Below are 16,801 nucleotides of genomic sequence, written 5' to 3'. Positions count from 1 at the left end.
CTTGAATGCGGTCCGGCTTCACTCTTCCCGTCATGCATGCATTGACTCTCCGCCTCCCGCCCGGCAGCGACCTGCGCGCCGCGCTCGATCACGCCTTCCAGTCGCGCGGACTTTCAGCGGCGTTCGTGCTGCAGGGCATCGGCAGCCTGAGCGTCGCTCGGATCCGCTATGCGGGGCGCGACGACATCGCCGGGTTGCAGGGCGATCTCGAAATCCTGACGCTGGCCGGTTCGCTCTCGTCGCAAGGTCCGCACCTGCACATGAGCGTGTCCGATGCCGACGGCCGCGTACTTGGCGGCCACGTCGCGCCGGGCTGCATCGTGCGCACCACCGTTGAGCTTGTCGTCGCGAACCTGCCCGGCGAGCGTTACACCCGCGAACCCGATGCCGCCACCGGCTTTGCGGAACTGGTCATCCGGGCTGCGTGACCGCGGCCGGCGGCAGCACGCCGTCCAGCGCCAGATCGTGCCGCGCGATCATCTCGAACGCGCCGTGCGTTTCCGAATAGTCCCAGCGTTCCACCGTGGTCCGGCGCTCACCGCGTGCGGCGGCATCGTGACGGATTAGGTTCACCGAATTGTCGATGGTGCCGCGCGTGCGGCTCGACAGCGCCGTGCCCGCCTGCACCGCCCACATGCGCCGCGGCAAGCCGGCGAAGGTATCGTGCAGCGGCAGCACATAGGGCAGATGGATATGGCCGCCGAGAATCAGGTCCGCGCCCGCGCGCGCCCAGCGCATCACGGCGCGCTCGCGCCCGTGCAGCAGGTTCTTTTCGTCCTGCGAGCGCGTCACGGCCACTGGCTGATGCGTGACCACCACGCGCAACTGCGCCGGCTGTTCGGCCTGCGCCGCTTCCAGCCGTGCCGAGACGCGCCGGATCTGCGCCATCGACACTTCGCCGTCCTTGTGCCGCCAGGGACGCGTCGTGTTGACGCCGAGCACCAGCAGCGCCGCCGATTCGAAACTCGGTTCGAGGTCCGCGCCGAACGCGCGCTGATGGTTGGCGTAGGGATAGCAGAGCCGCGCGAGCGGATTGAACAACGGAATGTCGTGATTGCCCGGCACGACCAGCGTGGGCGTGGCGCCCAGCGCATCGACGAACGCTCGCGCGGCCGCAAACTGGCTGCGACGTGCGCGCTGCGTGATGTCGCCCGACAGGACCACGAGATCGGGCGGCAATGTCTCGATCAGATGCAGCAGCGCCGCGACCACAGCAGGCCGTTCGGTGCCGAAATGAGGATCGGAAATCTGCACCAGCAAGGTCATGAACGGTTCGCTTCCGCCACCTCGGGCTCGGGTTTGAGCAGCAGCAGCGGCCGGTCGGACACGCGGAATTCGAGCGGCAGTTGCAGCCGCGTGATCTCGCCATCGGTGGCGATCTTGACGAGCTTGCGTTTCTTCGACGGATGCGTGACCACGATCCGCTCGAAGGTCATGCTCGTCACGTGATCCGAATCGGCGAGACGCCCCGCCGCGCCGTGCAGCGACAGCCACAGATGCATCAGCCGTCCGACCGGCCGCGGCGCAAGCGCAACGAGCAAACCCTGTTCCAGCGCACGCGCGGCGTCGGGCATGCCGATCTGCTCCATTTGCAGCCGGTTGTTGCCGACGAAGAGCGTCGATGAGCGCAACTCGGTCGTGCGGCCTTCATGTTCGAGATGCAGGCGCAAATGCCGGTGCGGCTTGAGCATCGTATACAGCGCCGACCATAGCGCCACCAGCCGGCTGCGGCCGAATTGCCGCTTGTAGGTTTCGCGGTCTTCGAGCAGGCGCGGATACAGACCGAGGCTCGCGTTGACGAGAAACATCCGCCCGTTGGCGAAGCCTGTCTGCGTCGGATAGACGCGCGCGCCGAGCAGCAGTTTCGTGGAGGATTCGAGGTCGGCGGGAATGCCGTGATCGCGGCTGAAGTAGTTGAAGGTGCCGCGCGGCAGCACGGCGAACGGGCATCCGGCGTCCAGCGCCGCGTGCGCGACGGTGCAGAGCGTGCCGTCGCCGCCCGCGCCGACGAGCACGCCGTCCTGCGCGCGCGCCACGCTCGCCGTTTCACGCGCGATGGCTTGCAGCCGGCGCGGATCCTCGACCACGCGCAGTTCGAAACGACGCCCCGCCGCGCCGAGTTCGCGTTCCAGCACGGCGCGCGTTTCGTCGACGAGCTTGCGGCCGGAACCCGCGTTCATCACGATGAAGAACGGCGCGTCGGCGGCGAGCGTGTGAACGGTTTCGACAGAGGCAGGGGCTACAGCGGTGGGGGTCATCGGCAGCGCTCCGCGAGGTTTCGTTGCGATTCCCGTGCGCGATGGACACGGCAAGCCGCCGCGCGTTTGATGCAAGAGCGCGCGGCGGCTTGCCGATTATAACGAATGGCTTACAGTCCGGATGCGGCGGCTTACGTGTGTTCGCCGCGAATGTAGTACTCGAGTTGCTGGATGGTGTACTGCTGCTCGGCCATGATGTTTTTCACCAGGTCGCCGATGGAAATCATGCCGATCAGCTTGCCGCCGTCGATCACCGGCAGATGGCGCATGCGCTTTTCGGTCATGAGCGCCATGCAGTCGTCGGTGGTCTGGTCGGGGCGCACGTAGCGCACCTGCGACGTCATGATGTCGCGCACCGGCGTCTGCTTCGACGCGCGGTCCATCAGGACGACTTTGCGCGCATAGTCGCGCTCGGTCATGATGCCGACGATCTCGTCGCCCTCGGTGACGATCACCGCGCCGATATGCCGGTCGGCCATCATCTTGATGGCATCGAAGACCGACGCCGTGGCGGCAACCGTAAAGACCGTCTGGTCGGGTTTCGAATTCAGAACCTGTGCGACTGTTGCCATCGAGCGCCTCCGACTGGCTTCGCGCGGTCTGCCGGCGCATCGTGCCGGCGTGGTGCGCATTGTTGTACGCGGAAAACGGTGCTGTCTTTCGGCGACGGTCTTGTCATGCGCCTTTCAAGAGCCTAAAGCCTCGCACGCGACGCCCTCATCGGCATTAACCCGACCATTCGGCAAAAAGTATAGATCAACGGTGCGGCGCGCCGCCTGCATCGTGCAACGGCCGCGCGCCGTCTTCCTTCAGTTTCCGCGACGCCTGCCGCTATTCAGACACCCGGCGGACATCATCGCCGGATGCGGCATACAGGACAGCAACGCGGCGCAACGCGCCGCTTACGGAGAACAGGTGAGCACTTCACAACAGGATATCGAGCAGCGCGTGCGGCTCGCAGGCAGCAACATGTTCGAATTGCTCCTTTTCAGACTCGGCGAGGCGCCAGGCTCAGAGCAGCGCGAGCTTTACGGCATCAACGTCTTCAAGGTCCGCGAGATTCTCGCGATGCCGTCGATCACGGCCGTCGCCGGATCGAACGAGGAGATTCTGGGCGTCGCCGATATCCGCGGCCAGATCATTCCGGTGATCGATCTCGCGCGCATCACCGGTTGCCGTCCCAAGAACGGTCCGAAAATCCTGCTGGTCACCGAATTCGCGCGCACGACGCAAGGCTTCGCCGTCGAGGAAGTCGACGATATCGTGCGGCTCGAATGGAACCAGGTGCTGTCGGCGGAATCGCACTCGGGCGGCACCGCCGTGACGAGTTTCGCGCGGCTGGATGGCAACATCGACGGCTCGCGGCTGGCGCAGGTACTCGATGTCGAGCGCATCGTGCGCGACGTGCTGCCGGGACAGACCGCCGACATCACCGAAGCCAGCACCGGCCGCCTGCAACTGAGGCCGGGCGCACGCGTGCTCGCCGCCGACGATTCAGGCGTGGCGCGCGCGCTGATCGAGCAAAGCCTCGCCGCGATGGGCGTGCCCTACGTCATGACCAAAACCGGCCAGGAAGCGTGGAACGTGCTGGAAGCCGCGCTGAAGAAAGCGCAGAAGGACGGCACCGAAATCGCCGATCGGATCGCCCTCGTACTCACCGATCTCGAAATGCCGGAAATGGACGGCTTCACGCTCACGCGCCGCATCAAGGCCGACAGCAGCCTGATGCACATTCCGGTGGTGATCCATTCGTCGCTGTCCGGCTCGGCGAACGAACAGCACGTGCGCAAGGTCGGCGCGAATGCCTACGTATCGAAATTCGAGCCCTCGGAGCTGGCCACCGTGATGCGCAGCGCCCTCGCCCGGGCCGCGTGACCCCGGCCTGAAAAAGCGTTCCCTAAACGTTCGGCGCCCGGTGATGCAGACCTTGTGAGTCTGCACCGCCGGGCGCCGAAATTCCGTCAGACAGTCAACCCGGCCGGTACGCCAGGCTTGACCGGTTCGATCAGTGACCGAAGAAAACCGATTGCGCGTTGTTGTTGCTCGATTGGGCGCGATTGCCCGATTGAGCCAGCGATTCACGCGAGCCGCCGAAAGCGGTCGTGTTCACGCCGTTGGCGTTTTCCTGAGCAGCGATGGCTTGCGCGCTCGGGCCTTGTTGCGAAGCGGGCGCGCCGACAGCCGGACGGTAGAACGGAGCCGGACCGTAGCCGCTTGCAAAAGCGGGGGCGGCGACAGCGGCGGAAACAGCGATAAGCAGGGTAGCGAGAAGATTGCGTTTCATGGTGTGTGCTCCAAAGACGGTTGACGTTCAATCAGAAAGCGCCGCAGCGGTCTTGCGAGAAACTGTCTGCTACGTCGATGGAATGCAGTGTATACCCCTACTATCGCTTTTTTATCCCCATTAGTTTCAATACAGTTTTCGTCCATCGCCAACAATCGCTGGCCGCACAATCGTGCTTAAACCGCGCAATGGCTTTCCAGACAATGGTTTGGAGCAGGAGAAAATGTCCAGTCACCGCGAGCTTCATTCGGCGGGGACGGAACAATTTTTAGCGCACGAGCGTGCGCAAAGAACATTGGCAGGCGTGATTATCGACGTTATCAGTGAACGACCAGACGCTCGATCAGATGAACCAGCGCGCCGGGCGGATTGCCCTTCTGGCAATAGCCGTCGAAGCCTGCAGGCAGCCCCTGCGGCCGCACGCTTTCCTCGCCGAGCGCCGTGAACGCGATGATCACCGCGTCGCGCGTATGGGCGATGCGGCGCAGCACCCGCGCGGTCGCGTAGCCGTCGTGTTCGGGCATGGTGATGTCGAGAATGACAACGTGCGGCACCCAACGATCGACGGCGTGCAGCGCATCCACGCCCGAGAGCGCGAAGCGCGTGTCGAAACCGTCCGAAATCAATGCGGCGGAAAGCGCCTCGGCGCTGAAGGCGTTGTCGTCGACGACCAGGATGCGCCACCGGTCGCGATTTACGTCGACATTACGGCGCGACCACAGCGCGCAATGAGGGGAATGCAGGGAAACGGACATGGGGCAACCGACGGACACAGATGCCCGCAGTGCAGCACGAATCGATCCCGCCCGCCTCGACCGGGTTCAGGCGGCGTCGTCGGCGGACGAGGCGGCTTGATCGTCCTTCTTGCCCTTCCGCTTCTTGCTCGACGCCGCTTCGGTGTCGCGCAGACGGGCGTTGGCTTCGACCAGCGAAGCGGCGTCGCGCTGGCGCAACACGAGATCCAGCTCGCCGAGCGCGCCAAGCAGCGCCGCCTGCTCGGCGTCGTCCAGCATCGCGCCGCTCTGTGCCACGCGGCGCGCCTCCTTGTCCAGACGCTTGAGGAGTTTTGCGCCGAAGCGCGTATCGATCGCGCTTTCCCGCGTCAGCGTCGCGATGACCGATGTCAGCCGGATGAGTCCTCCGGCGGTGGTCTGAGTCACGCCGTCCAGATCGTCATGGTCTTCCAAAGCCTTCTCCCCAAGTTGGCGCGCGGCGCCCGGTGCGCGGCCGGCCCGATGCGGACGCCGCATGAGCGCCCGTCTCCGGTGCGCCGATCATACGCCGCCAATATGACAGTCATATTTGCATGCGCCGATGCACTCGCCGCCAACGTTTCGCGGCCGGCACGCGTTACGATCACGATTCGGGGCGCGACCGATGGCACACTGGCGCGTCGCGTCCGCCGCGGCGTCTATCGCAGACGCGCAGATCGCACCAGAACCGCAACCGAATTCCGCATGAATCCTGCATGAATCCCGCTACCCTGCAAAGACCGCCTTACGGCTCCGATTTTTCCGGCCTCGTCTGCGGCTTTCGATTCCACGTCGATCAGCCGGGCGAGCCGATCGATGCAGAGGCCGCGAGCGAATGGCTCGCCCGCGACGACACCACCAAGGAATTCGTCTGGCTGCATTTCGATCTGGCCAACAGTGCCTGCGAGCGCTGGATGCGCGGCCGGCTCGGCTTGCCGGACGCGTTCTTCGACACGCTGCACGAAGGCTCGCACTCGACGCGCCTCGAACATCACGAGGGCGCGCTGTTCGCGCTCATCAACGACGTGATGTTCAATTTCGAACTGACGCCTTCCGAGATCGCCACATTGTGGGTCTATACGCACCAGAAGCTGATCGTGACCGCACGTCTCAAGCCGTTGCGATCGGTCGACTCGTTGCGCGAGTCGGTCCGGCGCGGCGAGGTGTTCCGCTCGCCGGCCGAAGTGCTGGCGCATCTGCTGCGCGATCAGGCCGACTTGCTGGTGCAGATCGTCCGGCGCACGAGCGTCGAGGTCGATGGCCTTGAAGACCGCTTCCTGTCGATGCGCGGCACCGAGATGCGCACCGACCTGGGCGGCCTGCGCCGGGTGCTGGTCAGGCTGCAACGCCTGCTCGCGCCGGAACCTGGCTCCGTGTTCCGGCTGCTTGCGCGGCCGCCGCGCTGGCTGCATGCCCAGGATATCCAGGACCTGCGCGACGCCACCGAAGAATTCTCGCTCGTGCTCAACGACCTCGCGGGTCTCGTCGAGCGCATCAAGCTGCTGCAAGAAGAAGTGGGCACCCGCATGGACGAACAGACCAACCGCACCCTGTTCACGCTGACGCTCGTGACCGTGCTGGCGTTGCCGATCAATATCGTTGCGGGCTTCTTCGGCATGAATGTCGGCGGCATTCCGCTTGCGGAGAATCACCACGGCTTCTGGCTGCTCGTGGTGATCGTCGCAAGCTTCACCGCGCTGGCGGGATGGTGGGCCTTCCGGCGCCGTCGCAACGGCTGAGCGCCGAGTCAGAAGCCCAGGTCGCTCAGGCTTGCATGCTCGTCGGGACGGCGGCCAAGCGGCCAGTGATATTTCCGGTCCGCTTCCTTGATGGGCAGATCGTTGATCGACGCATGACGATGCGTCATCAGCCCCAGCTCGTTGAATTCCCAGTTCTCGTTACCGTAGCTGCGATACCAGTTGTTGGCATCGTCGTGCCATTCATACGCGAAGCGCACCGCAATGCGATTGCCCGTGTATGCCCACAGTTCCTTGATCAGGCGGTAGTCCAATTCGCGCGCCCATTTACGGCGCAGGAACGCCACCACTTCCTCACGTCCGTTCGCGAATTCAGCGCGATTGCGCCAGCGCGTATCCGTGCTGTAAGCGAGCGACACGCGCTCCGGTTCGCGCGTGTTCCAAGCGTCTTCCGCGAGACGCACCTTCAAACGAGCCGATTCTTCATCGAACGGCGGGAACGGCGGCTTGCTTTCCATGACGATTCCTCCTCTGTACAGAATGACGGCTAATACAGGAACGGTCGTTTCTGAGTAGACAAGTCTGTCTACCCCGACGCACTCTAGCGCAGGTAGACGAACCTGTCTACAATCGCCCGCATGAATACGGCAGCCTCCCTGATCGACTTCGCGGAACGTGCGCCCGATGCACGCATTCTCCAGACAGCCCATGATCTGTTCTATCGCGACGGCATTCGCGCCACGGGCATCGACCGCGTGATCGCCGAATCGGGTGTCGCGAAGAAGACGTTCTATCGTTACTTTCCGAGCAAGGACGATCTGATTGTCGCGTTTCTCGAGTTCCGGCACGACAACTGGATGAACTGGTTCAACGACGCGTTGCAACGGCACGGCGGTACGCTGTCGGCGCTGGTGCCGGCGCTGGCGGAATGGTTCGGCGCCGAAAGCTATCGCGGCTGCGCGTTCATTAACTCGGTTGTGGAAATTGGCGGCACGCTGCCGCAGGCGGTGGATATCGCGCGACGGCACAAGCGCGACATGACGTCGGCCATCCGCGCACTCCTGCCGGCCACGCGCACCGCCAAAGCCGACGCGCAGGCGCTCGCCCTTGCCGTGGACGGCGCCATTGTCGGCGCGCAGTTCGCCGACTCGCCGGCGGATGCGTTGAAAGCGCTCGCGCGCCTGGTGCGCGCGGTGAAGCGGAGCGCCAGCGCCGATTAGCGCAGTCTTAACGCGAAGACGCTTCGGGTGAAGCGCCGAGCAGCGCGTTCATCGAATCGATGTCTTCCATGCTCAGCGTCGCCGCGTCCGCCTTGAGCCGCAGAAACGCAACCAGCGCCTCATAACGCGAACGCAACAGGTCGCGCTTCGCGGTATAGAGCGTGTCGATGGCGCGCAGGACGTCGCTGCTCGCGCGGCTACCCACCTTGAAGCCGACGGTCGTCGCCTGAAGCGAGTCGTGCGCCGTCGCAACGAGATGCGTCAGCGATTCGCTGCGAATGCGTTCGCGCACATAGCGCGCGTGATCGTCGCGCGCGGCGGCTTCGGCCTGCACGGCAGCCGCGTTGAAGCTCTGCTCCGCCTTGTCCTGCTGCGCGAGCGATTGCTTCACCCGCGCCTGGATCTCGCCACCCGCGAACAGCGGAACCTGCACCTGCAACATGCCGACCGTGGTCGTGGTCGGACGCGAATAACCGCCCGCCGCGCCCGCCGGCGTATAGCTGCCCGTTACGCTGACGACCGGATATCCCGCCGCGCACGCCTTTGCGGAATCGAACTGCGCGATCTTCCAGCCCAGTTCCTTCGATTGCACTTCATACGCGCTCGTCTTCGCCTGCTCGGCCCAGGCCTCCTGCCCGTCAGTCAGACCCGGCGGGGTCATGTCGGCCGGCAGCGGCGCCAGCGCAACGAAAGGCTGCCCCGTCGCCTGCTGCACGGCGCGACGCTTGATCCCAAGTTCCTCTTGCGCGTCCGTCGCCTGCAATTGCGCCTGTTCGCGCGCGGCGTCGATTTCGCGTTCGTCGATCAAGGTCGCCTCGCCCGCCGCGCGCTTGCGGCGCACCTGCTCGCGCTGCGTTTCAATGGCCTTCAGATACTCGCCCGAACGCTTCACTTCGTCTTCCGCGCCGAGTTCGTCGAAGTAGGCGCGCACGGCGCGAAGGATGGACTTCTGCTGCGCCGCAGCCAGGTCCACGGCCCCTTGCGCAACGATGTAATCCGCCTGCCGGTAGGCCGTCCACTTGCTCCAGTCGAACAGCGGCTGCGCGATGTTGACCATCCAGCCGCTCTGCCAGTAGGTCTGGCGCGGATACGCGTCGATGTCGATACGGTTATACGCGCGGCCCCAGCCGCCGGATATTTGCGGCAGCAAACCCGCTCGTGCGATCGGCACCGCCAGCTTTGCGGCCTCGTAAGCAGCGCGGGCCTGGGCCAGCTCCGCGTCGTAATCGAGCGCTTGCTGCACGACGGTGGCGAGATCGTCGGCGTGCGCCAGATGCGTGGATCCGAGCAGCACGAACAGCGCCGTTGCGCTCAAGCTTCGCTTAAGCATAGGCGGCCTCCTGCTCGGCACGAGTGTCTTCGCGCACCAGCGCGCCGTCTTCGAAGCGATAGCGGAGGTCGAACCACGATGCGAGCGACATGTCATGCGTGATCACCACCACCGTGCGATCGAGATTGCGCAGCAGCGTGGCGATATGCTGCACGGATGCCGGATCGAGATTCGAAGTGGGTTCGTCGAGCAACAGCACCTCGCGTTGCTGATACAGCGTCCGCGCCAGCAGCAAACGCTGGCGCTGCCCCGCCGATATGTTCGCGATGGTGTCGCTGATGATCGTGCGCGTGCGCATCGGCAGCCGCATGACGTCCGGCAGCAGACCGACGTCGTCGAGGATGGCGTGGACGCGGTCCTCGTCCGCCTGGCCCGCGAACAGCGTGATGTTGTCGGCGATGGAGCCATGCAGGATGATGTCGCCCTGCCGCATGTGCGCCTGGTGCCGCCGGATTTCATCGACGGCGAGATTCGGCCACGCAATGCCGTTCAATGCCATCTGCCCGTGCTGCAACGGCTCGGCCGCCGACAACAGCTTGAACAGCGTGGACTTGCCGCTGCCGGACGGTCCGGTGATGACGATCTTGTCGCCCTTGTTGATGCGGAAACTCGCATCGCGCAACACGGGCTGATCCGAAATGCCGTAGCAGAAGGTCACATCGCGCACGTCGATGCAGTCGAACTGACGCACTTCCGTTGCGCGCTGCATATCCGGCAGCGGCGTATAGCGCTCGTTCTCGCATTCGACGATGTCGTCCACGCGCGCCGTCGGCACGCTCAGCATGAAGTACTGGAACATGGCGCCGATGGCGCTCGCGAGCCGCTCCGACATCAGCGACTTGTAGATCAGGAACGAATAGAACACGCCCACCGAGATCTTGCCGCCCAGCATGAGTCGCGCCGCCATCCAGGTGATGACGAGCGTGTCTGCGTAGTTGACCAGCTTGAGAAAGCCGTCGCGCCGGCAGGCCAGGCGGCTGCTCTGCAACAGGGCCGAGGCATAGGCCTTGAACAGGGTCATGTGAATGGCCGTGCGGCGCGTCTCGCCTTGGGCCAGCTTGAGCAGCGACGCGGCACGGATGGTCTCGATCAGCGAGTCGTCGCACCGCGCGGAGGTTTCGAGCACGAGCGCATGGGTGTCGCGCATCGCGGGGAACATGCTCAGCGCAATGAGCACATACAGCGCAAACACCGCCAGCGCGATGACCGTGAGCTGCGCGCTCTGGATCAGCATCAGCAGGAGGGCCAGCACGCCGACCGCCAGATCGACGTGCAGCGTAATCGCTGAGCGCGTGGCATACGCGCTGATTTCATCCTGCGCCTTCACGCGGGCGAAGACATCGCCGACGTGGCGCTTCTCGAACCACGACATCGGATTGCGCAGCAGATGACGCACGACGCCTTCCGTCGAGTTGATCTGCGTGAGGGTGTAGAGCAACTCGGTCAGGTACTTCTGCACGTACTCGCTCAGGGCGCCCAGCAGAAAGATGCTGGCGAAACTCATGATCAGCACGTTCAGCAGGTTGCGATTGTCCGCCGCAACGACATAGTCCAGCGTGAGGTTGCCGAAGTAGGGCATCGAGAGAATGGCGAACTGGCTGCCAAGCGCGACGAACAGCACCTTGCCAATCTGCCGCTTCAGTTGCGGACTGACGGCGCGCACGCGCTTCAGTGCCGCCGGCACGCGCGACTTCGCGCGGATGCGCGACATCTCGGCCGTGGGCGAAAACTCGAGCAGGAAGCCGGAAATCGCCGAGCGGAACGTATCCATCGACACGCGCCGGCGCCCGGTGGCAGGATCGAGGATGCTGATATAGCCTCGGCTGACCTTCTCGAACACGACGAAATGCGCGCCGCCGAAGTGCAGGATCGAGCCCTTCTTGACTTCAGAAAGATGCGACGGGTCGAAACGATACGCCTGCACCGCCAGGCCGAAGTCCATGGCGACGTCGTACAGGTCCATCAAGTTCAGGCCGTTCGCGGAGATGGGCTTGTAGGCCGACAGCTCGCGCACTTCCGTCGAGCGGCCGAGATGCGACAGCACCATCGACAGACACGCATAGCCGCATTCGGCCACTTCATTCTGATAGATCACTCGCACGTTTATCCCCTCAACATTCGAAACAGCGGCGCCAATACCCATTCGGCGATGCTTCTGCGCTCCACCACGATGCTCGCGGTCGCGCGCATGCCCGGAAGAATCGCGAACTGTTGTCCTTCGAAGTCGAAGGTATTGCCGCGCAGCGTGGCCCACGCGAGATAGTCACCTTCGCTGTCCGAGCCTTTCGAGCCCGCGGTCTGTTCCGGATCCGGCGTGCCCGGCGTGCCCTGGTTGCTGGGCGGGCTCGCGGGCAGCACGGTGGTTCCCGAAATGGAGTCGATGCGCGCCTCGTAGGTGCCGAACTTGGCGTAGGGAAAGGCGTCGAACTTGAGCCGCACGAGCTGGCCTTCGCGCACGAAGCCGCGACGCCGCGACGGAATGCTCAGCGCGACACGCAGCGGCCCGCCCTCCTTGGTCGCGATGACCAGCGCGACGTCGCTCGTCGACAACATGCGTCCCGCCACCAGTCCCGAGAACGTCACGACGCCGCCCTGGGGCGCGGACACCGTCGCGTCCTGGCGCTGCTGCTCGTAGCGGGCCTGTACGTCCTGGATATCGCGCGCGCGGCGGGCGTCGAGCTCGCCCAGTTGGGCGGCGAGATCGGCCTGCGCGCTCCGCGCGGCGCCGATTTCGCCATTGAGCTGCTGACGCCGCGCCACGATCTGCGACACGCTCGCCTTGCCCTGATGCACGTCGGCGCGGGCTTGCTCGACCTTGTCGGCGGTTACGTACTCCGCCACCGAATTCAGCCGCGTCAGGCGCTGCTGATACTCGCCGACCAACTGGCTGGTCTGGGCGATCTGCGCATCGAGCGCGGCCAACTCCGCCCGGCGGCTCGCTTCCGTGGTCCGCGATGCCGCACGCTGCGCGTTCAGCTGCGCGCGGCGTTCGCTGTACTGGGCGTCGATGGCGGCGATCTGCGCCTCGCGCATCTGCTGGTCGAAGACCTGGCGGCGCAGGCCGTCCGTGCTCAGCGAGAAGTCGCGTTGCAGGCGGAACAACGGCGTGCCCGGCACCACTTCTTGCGATGGACGCACGTAGATGGAAGACACGAGCCCCGACAAGCCCTGAATCTTGATTTCGGACGGCGACATGATTTCGCCCGACACGTCCTGCTTGAGTTCAATCTGATGCCGGAACGAAAACGTCACCGCGACGATCGTGAAGGCCGAAGTGGCATACGCGATCCAGCGCCAGGGCACGTCCCTGAAGTGAGGAAGATCGGTTGGTTGCATAGAGGATTGAGCTTGCTGTGCGCGTAGTCAGTGCGCGACGACGGACTGCGCACGTAGTGTTGGAATGGCCGGCTGCGTCAGTGAGTGGGCGCGAACGCGTACATGGCCGGATGGCCTGCCGGCAACCACTGCTCGTAGTTTTCGAGCAAGGCGGTTCGATGTAGTCCGCCAGCGTCTGCGGCGCCGCGGCTACTGAGAGGTCCAGCGGCGCGAAGCTTCGGAGACTGAATTTCCCTTGACCGAAACGCAGGTAGAACGGCACCATCTGCGCCCTGAAGGTCTCGCCCAGCCGGAAGATTCCGTTGTGAATGCGCGCATGCTTGCCGAACATCGTTACGCCGGCGGTCTGCATGGGATAACGATGCATGGTGAAGGGCGGTACGTCGGCGAACAGGACCGCGACGCCGTCGCGCTTCAGCGAACGCGCCACGCGCACGCCGAGGTTGTTGCGATGCTCGTCGCCGTAGGTGTACAGCACCTTGATGCCGGGGATGAGGGCGTGATCGTCGCCGTATTGATTCTGCAGAACGCCCGACACCACCGCCATGGATTCCAGCCCGAGCAGCTGTCCCACGCGCTCGACTATCGCGATGTTGGCGTATTGGGAGACATAGTGGAACGGCGACAGGAACACGGGCTGTCCGGGCGCCTCGCGTTTCAGCGTCTCAACGCGCTCTGCCAGTTCGCGGGCGATGGCGTCCAGGTCCGGCCAGATTTCCTGCGTCCTGAGCTGTCGGCCGAAATGAAGACGTTGATCGACCAGGCTCTCCAGCTGGGCGCCGATGCTTGCGCGATCTGCCTGCGATTTCGGCAAGCCCAGCACGTCTCTGCCGATCTCCGCGCGTATCTTGCCGCTGGCAAGCACGTCGCAACTGAACAGGCTGTGAAGCCTCCAGGCCGTTTTGGCCACCGGTTCAAGCCAGGGCGCGGGAATCCGACCCAAGACCGCACGACGCAACGAAAGTTTCACGCGCGCCAGAGAATGTCGAATCAAAAAGCCAAGCGTAGCCATCTTGAATGTGCCCCGTAACGCGATTCGAAAGAGAACGGACCCTGGCAGGTCCGTTCTCTTTCAAGCTTCTTTCTGTACTGACCGACGGTAGCCGGTCAGCGCGTCACTTCTTCGCGACGATCGTGACGTACGTCACGTTGGTTGCCGCGGCTCGCGAGGCCTTGCAGCCTCCGGCCACGTTCGACACATTCAGGTCCTTGCGTGCGATCTTTTGCATTTTGATTCTCCTTCGAATGACGGTGACAAACTGGAGTTGAAGCGCGCCTTTATCGCGTGAACGGATTCCGGCGCGCTTGCTGACTTACATCGACAGTGAAATGTTCACAGTCGTGGTCGAGTACGATGCCGAGCTGGAGCTCGAGCCGCCCTTCGCCGTACCACCAGCGATTTGCGACTTGATGAGTGTGTTACGGTCAATCTTCTGCATTTTAAAAACCTCAGTTAAAAATAAAATTCCGGCGAATATCAAAGGCACTTGCTTTACAAGTTGTCGGATTCAACAAACTTGTTAATCGCCGGTGATTGAAATTATAGAAGCACGTTTGAATAACGGATACGCGACAATCTAAAGTTACACATCTGTCTTTTTCAAAATAACCGAAGCAGTCAGACTTAATCCAAATCCTAGATTCAGCAGGTGCCGGCAGGCTTTCAATCCAGCTCCTATATACCGGTTGAACTTCCCCGTAATCGGCCAGCGAGGCGTCGATCGGATCGTCAAGAGTTTCATAATCTGACCTTCCCGTGACGGATGGCAGTCCGCTCAGCCCATATTCACCGCCCCAGACCCCTATGCGTCGGTGAAAAAGTTTCGCGCAGCCTGGACAGGCTCAATCCCTGAAATCACCAAGCACAGTGAGATTCCTGAAAAGGCAAAAAGGCCGGATTCACATTGAGTGAATCTGGCCTTTATTTAACAGCCGACGATCAGCGGCCTGATTTACCGAGCATAATCCAACCAGGAATCAGCTGATTCCTATTGATATGTATCCAGTCAGAAGCTACGTAACGGAAATTGACAAGGTCGGTGTTTTCGTATTGGTGCGCGATATGGAGGCATTGATATTCACAGTCGTATTCGAGACGCTAATACTTGAGCTTGAACCGCCTCCTGCAACAAACATGTTTTCCAGATCCTGTCGCTTGATTTTTTCCATCTGATTTACTCCTTTTCTGAGTGACAGAGGGACTCTGTCTTGCACTTCCATTGCTTCAAGCGCGTGTTGAAGCGGCACATGTCCGCCCCTACTCGCAGCACGAATAAGAACCTTTTTTCTTCTATCTTTAATCAGCGAACGACCTATAACGCTCGCGATCAACTTCGATCAATCACTGACATTCCAAAATGCGAGGAACGGTCAGTTATAGGTGAAATTCACAGTCGCGCTGGCTGCCACGGTCCCAGGCGTCAGCGTTCCGAGCTTGTAGAACTGCGCCACCATCGGAATGGTCATCTTGTTGGTCGCATCTACAGCGCCGAGCGACATGGCCGTTCCCAGCGTGATCGCAGTACCCGTGGTGTCCCCTACCGTCGCCGACTTGAGAAGTTGTACGCCGACCTTGCCGGCATCGCCTGTGTTCTTGAGCACGCTGGTGACCGTGTCGATCGTACCGTTGACGGTCATCGAGACGCTGGTTCCCGGCACGCAGCTTTCAAGATTGATCTGGAATGCCTTGGGGCTCAGCGTCGTACCCGTGAAGTCAGGGATCTTTACCGTTCCCAGGTCAATGGTCTGGGTAACGTACGCTGCATTCACCGCGCAGGTGGGAAGAATGAGCTTCCCGGTGAAGTTGACCGTCGCATCGACCGCCCACGCGGAAGCTGAGGTCATCAGCACTGACGCAGCGATCAAAGATTTCGATAATGTCGAAATGCACATGGTGTTTTCGTTTCCTTAAAAATCAGCCTTTAAAACATCGAGCAATAGAACGGGATGTTCGTCTCGCCACGGATGTCACTCCTACTGCACTGTCATCAACATCGTGGCGTTGCCGATGCCTGGGCTGATTGCGCCCGTACGGAAATAGCCCGCCCTTCATTGATACGCTGTAGCTGCTCGCCTTTGTTCAATCAAAGCGTCCGAACGGCCCGAGGGTCAAGAGTGAAACGGCCGCGCCCTGTTCAATCATCAAGCCGGATGCCGATTCCATCTGCCTGCAAGGTTCCACCGTCGAGCGCATCGACATTGCTATAACCGTGAACCAAACGATCCTGCGAGATGGCATCGATCCTGTATTGCACGCTATGAATGAGCTTGTAACGGTTCTTTCGCTCGATGCTGTCCGCTACCCCTGATACTCATGCTCAAGTCCCAGGCACGGTCAGTTATAGGTAAAGTTCACAGTCGCGCTGGCTGCCACGGTCCCCAGGCGTCAGCGTTCCGAGCTTGTAGAACTGCGCCACCATCGGAATGGTCATCTTGTTGGTCGCATCTACGGCGCCCAGCGACATGGCCGTGCCCATCACGATCGCGGTACCCGTGGTGGCGCCTACCGTCGCCGACTTGAGAAGTTGTACGCCGACCTTGCCGGCATCGCCTGTGTTCTTGAGCACGCTGGTGACCGTGTCGATCGTACCGTTGACGGTCATCGAGACGCTGGTTCCCGGCACGCAGCTTTCAAGATTGATCTGGAATGCCTTGGGGCTCAGCGTCGTACCCGTGAAGTCAGGGATCTTTACCGTTCCCAGGTCAATGGTCTGGGTAACGTACGCTGCATTCACCGCGCAGGTGGGAAGAATGATCTTCCCGGTAAAGAAGAGCGTCGCATCAGCCGCCCACGCGGAGGCTGATGTCATCAGCACTGCCGCAGCGATCAAGGATTTCGAATTGGACATGGTGTTTTCTTTCCCTTACAAAAATCAGCCTCTCAAACATCGAGCGATGAACCGGGGGCGTTCGTCTCGCCATTAA

18 protein-coding genes are annotated in these 16,801 nt (G+C 62.5%); 4 read left to right on the top strand and 14 right to left on the bottom strand.

Going from position 1 to position 16,801, the window contains the following annotated elements:
• The first annotated feature begins 32 nt into the window (after positions 1-32).
• On the top strand, positions 33-428 hold the full coding sequence (locus tag QCE63_RS28390) for a DNA-binding protein (protein ID WP_309837832.1): 396 nt from the start codon (positions 33-35) through the stop codon (positions 426-428).
• On the opposite strand, the gene QCE63_RS28385 is transcribed toward QCE63_RS28390, so the two are convergent.
• The 3 genes from QCE63_RS28385 to QCE63_RS28375 form a co-directional block, all read right to left on the bottom strand.
• Positions 412-1,266, bottom strand: a complete 855-nt coding sequence (locus QCE63_RS28385; protein ID WP_309837830.1) for a metallophosphoesterase family protein — start codon at positions 1,264-1,266, stop codon at positions 412-414. The genes QCE63_RS28390 and QCE63_RS28385 overlap by 17 nt on opposite strands.
• Positions 1,263-2,258 (bottom strand): diacylglycerol kinase family protein, encoded by a 996-nt coding sequence (locus QCE63_RS28380; RefSeq protein ID WP_309837829.1) that lies wholly within the window; start codon positions 2,256-2,258, stop codon positions 1,263-1,265. Before QCE63_RS28380 ends, QCE63_RS28385 begins: the two co-directional genes overlap by 4 nt.
• Positions 2,259-2,389: 131 nt before the next feature.
• Positions 2,390-2,830 (bottom strand): CBS domain-containing protein, encoded by a 441-nt coding sequence (locus tag QCE63_RS28375; RefSeq protein ID WP_309837828.1) that lies wholly within the window; start codon positions 2,828-2,830, stop codon positions 2,390-2,392.
• Positions 2,831-3,173: 343 nt separating this feature from the next.
• Between QCE63_RS28375 and QCE63_RS28370 the strand changes: the two genes are divergently transcribed.
• Positions 3,174-4,133: a chemotaxis protein gene (locus QCE63_RS28370; protein WP_309837827.1), complete on the top strand. Its 960-nt coding sequence runs from the start codon at positions 3,174-3,176 to the stop codon at positions 4,131-4,133.
• 130 nt (positions 4,134-4,263) lie between these two features.
• On the opposite strand, the gene QCE63_RS28365 is transcribed toward QCE63_RS28370, so the two are convergent.
• The 3 genes from QCE63_RS28365 to QCE63_RS28355 form a co-directional block, all read right to left on the bottom strand.
• A complete protein-coding gene (locus tag QCE63_RS28365; RefSeq protein WP_309837826.1) occupies positions 4,264-4,542 on the bottom strand; it encodes a hypothetical protein in 279 nt (92 codons plus the stop codon).
• Positions 4,543-4,862: 320 nt separating this feature from the next.
• Positions 4,863-5,297 (bottom strand): response regulator, encoded by a 435-nt coding sequence (locus QCE63_RS28360; RefSeq protein ID WP_309837824.1) that lies wholly within the window; start codon positions 5,295-5,297, stop codon positions 4,863-4,865.
• A 66-nt stretch (positions 5,298-5,363) separates the two neighbouring features.
• Positions 5,364-5,729, bottom strand: coding sequence for a hypothetical protein (locus tag QCE63_RS28355; RefSeq protein ID WP_309837822.1), 366 nt, complete (start codon positions 5,727-5,729; stop codon positions 5,364-5,366).
• A 281-nt stretch (positions 5,730-6,010) separates the two neighbouring features.
• Between QCE63_RS28355 and QCE63_RS28350 the strand changes: the two genes are divergently transcribed.
• Entirely contained in the window at positions 6,011-7,033 is a 1,023-nt protein-coding gene (locus QCE63_RS28350; RefSeq protein WP_309837820.1) for a transporter, read from the top strand.
• 8 nt (positions 7,034-7,041) lie between these two features.
• Here the strand turns inward: QCE63_RS28350 and QCE63_RS28345 are convergent, their stop codons facing one another.
• Positions 7,042-7,509 carry a nuclear transport factor 2 family protein gene (locus QCE63_RS28345; protein ID WP_309837818.1) on the bottom strand — a complete coding sequence of 156 codons (468 nt, stop codon included), beginning with the start codon at positions 7,507-7,509 and terminating at the stop codon, positions 7,042-7,044.
• A gap of 120 nt (positions 7,510-7,629) precedes the next feature.
• Here QCE63_RS28345 and QCE63_RS28340 point away from each other — a divergent pair, with 120 nt between their 5' ends.
• Positions 7,630-8,211, top strand: coding sequence for a TetR/AcrR family transcriptional regulator (locus QCE63_RS28340; RefSeq protein WP_309837817.1), 582 nt, complete (start codon positions 7,630-7,632; stop codon positions 8,209-8,211).
• A 7-nt stretch (positions 8,212-8,218) separates the two neighbouring features.
• On the opposite strand, the gene QCE63_RS28335 is transcribed toward QCE63_RS28340, so the two are convergent.
• From QCE63_RS28335 to QCE63_RS28305, 7 genes are all read right to left on the bottom strand, one after another.
• Positions 8,219-9,541, bottom strand: a complete 1,323-nt coding sequence (locus QCE63_RS28335) for a TolC family protein (RefSeq protein WP_309837815.1) — start codon at positions 9,539-9,541, stop codon at positions 8,219-8,221.
• On the bottom strand, positions 9,534-11,642 hold the full coding sequence (locus QCE63_RS28330; RefSeq protein WP_309837813.1) for a peptidase domain-containing ABC transporter: 2,109 nt from the start codon (positions 11,640-11,642) through the stop codon (positions 9,534-9,536). The genes QCE63_RS28335 and QCE63_RS28330 overlap by 8 nt, the downstream gene beginning before the upstream one ends.
• Before the next feature lie 2 nt (positions 11,643-11,644).
• Positions 11,645-12,877, bottom strand: a complete 1,233-nt coding sequence (locus QCE63_RS28325) for an HlyD family efflux transporter periplasmic adaptor subunit (protein ID WP_309837811.1) — start codon at positions 12,875-12,877, stop codon at positions 11,645-11,647.
• The gene (locus QCE63_RS28320) at positions 12,765-13,889 is read right to left on the bottom strand and encodes a hypothetical protein (protein WP_309837809.1); all 1,125 of its coding nucleotides are present in this window, start codon (positions 13,887-13,889) and stop codon (positions 12,765-12,767) included. The genes QCE63_RS28325 and QCE63_RS28320 overlap by 113 nt, the downstream gene beginning before the upstream one ends.
• 1,001 nt (positions 13,890-14,890) lie before the next feature.
• Positions 14,891-15,046: a hypothetical protein gene (locus tag QCE63_RS28315; RefSeq protein ID WP_309837807.1), complete on the bottom strand. Its 156-nt coding sequence runs from the start codon at positions 15,044-15,046 to the stop codon at positions 14,891-14,893.
• 201 nt (positions 15,047-15,247) lie between these two features.
• Positions 15,248-15,769: a fimbrial protein gene (locus QCE63_RS28310; protein WP_309837805.1), complete on the bottom strand. Its 522-nt coding sequence runs from the start codon at positions 15,767-15,769 to the stop codon at positions 15,248-15,250.
• Between the two features lie 446 nt (positions 15,770-16,215).
• Positions 16,216-16,725: a fimbrial protein gene (locus tag QCE63_RS28305; RefSeq protein ID WP_309837803.1), complete on the bottom strand. Its 510-nt coding sequence runs from the start codon at positions 16,723-16,725 to the stop codon at positions 16,216-16,218.
• Positions 16,726-16,801 lie beyond the last annotated feature (76 nt).

Source organism: Caballeronia sp. LZ065 (assembly GCF_031450975.1).
Lineage (GTDB): Bacteria > Pseudomonadota > Gammaproteobacteria > Burkholderiales > Burkholderiaceae > Caballeronia.
The sequence above is the reverse complement of the archived record's forward strand: the minus strand, read 5'-3'. Positions and strand labels throughout refer to the sequence as shown.

Coding starts and splice junctions, on each gene's coding strand:
- QCE63_RS28390 (WP_309837832.1), top strand. CDS start 33: ATGCATGCATTGACTCTCCGCCTCCCGCCCGGCAGCGACCTGCGCGCC.
- QCE63_RS28385 (WP_309837830.1), bottom strand. CDS start 1,266: ATGACCTTGCTGGTGCAGATTTCCGATCCTCATTTCGGCACCGAACGG.
- QCE63_RS28380 (WP_309837829.1), bottom strand. CDS start 2,258: ATGACCCCCACCGCTGTAGCCCCTGCCTCTGTCGAAACCGTTCACACG.
- QCE63_RS28375 (WP_309837828.1), bottom strand. CDS start 2,830: ATGGCAACAGTCGCACAGGTTCTGAATTCGAAACCCGACCAGACGGTC.
- QCE63_RS28365 (WP_309837826.1), bottom strand. CDS start 4,542: ATGAAACGCAATCTTCTCGCTACCCTGCTTATCGCTGTTTCCGCCGCT.
- QCE63_RS28360 (WP_309837824.1), bottom strand. CDS start 5,297: ATGTCCGTTTCCCTGCATTCCCCTCATTGCGCGCTGTGGTCGCGCCGT.
- QCE63_RS28350 (WP_309837820.1), top strand. CDS start 6,011: ATGAATCCCGCTACCCTGCAAAGACCGCCTTACGGCTCCGATTTTTCC.
- QCE63_RS28345 (WP_309837818.1), bottom strand. CDS start 7,509: ATGGAAAGCAAGCCGCCGTTCCCGCCGTTCGATGAAGAATCGGCTCGT.
- QCE63_RS28340 (WP_309837817.1), top strand. CDS start 7,630: ATGAATACGGCAGCCTCCCTGATCGACTTCGCGGAACGTGCGCCCGAT.
- QCE63_RS28335 (WP_309837815.1), bottom strand. CDS start 9,541: ATGCTTAAGCGAAGCTTGAGCGCAACGGCGCTGTTCGTGCTGCTCGGA.
- QCE63_RS28325 (WP_309837811.1), bottom strand. CDS start 12,877: ATGCAACCAACCGATCTTCCTCACTTCAGGGACGTGCCCTGGCGCTGG.
- QCE63_RS28320 (WP_309837809.1), bottom strand. CDS start 13,889: ATGGCTACGCTTGGCTTTTTGATTCGACATTCTCTGGCGCGCGTGAAA.
- QCE63_RS28315 (WP_309837807.1), bottom strand. CDS start 15,046: ATGGAAAAAATCAAGCGACAGGATCTGGAAAACATGTTTGTTGCAGGA.
- QCE63_RS28310 (WP_309837805.1), bottom strand. CDS start 15,769: ATGTGCATTTCGACATTATCGAAATCTTTGATCGCTGCGTCAGTGCTG.
- QCE63_RS28305 (WP_309837803.1), bottom strand. CDS start 16,725: ATGTCCAATTCGAAATCCTTGATCGCTGCGGCAGTGCTGATGACATCA.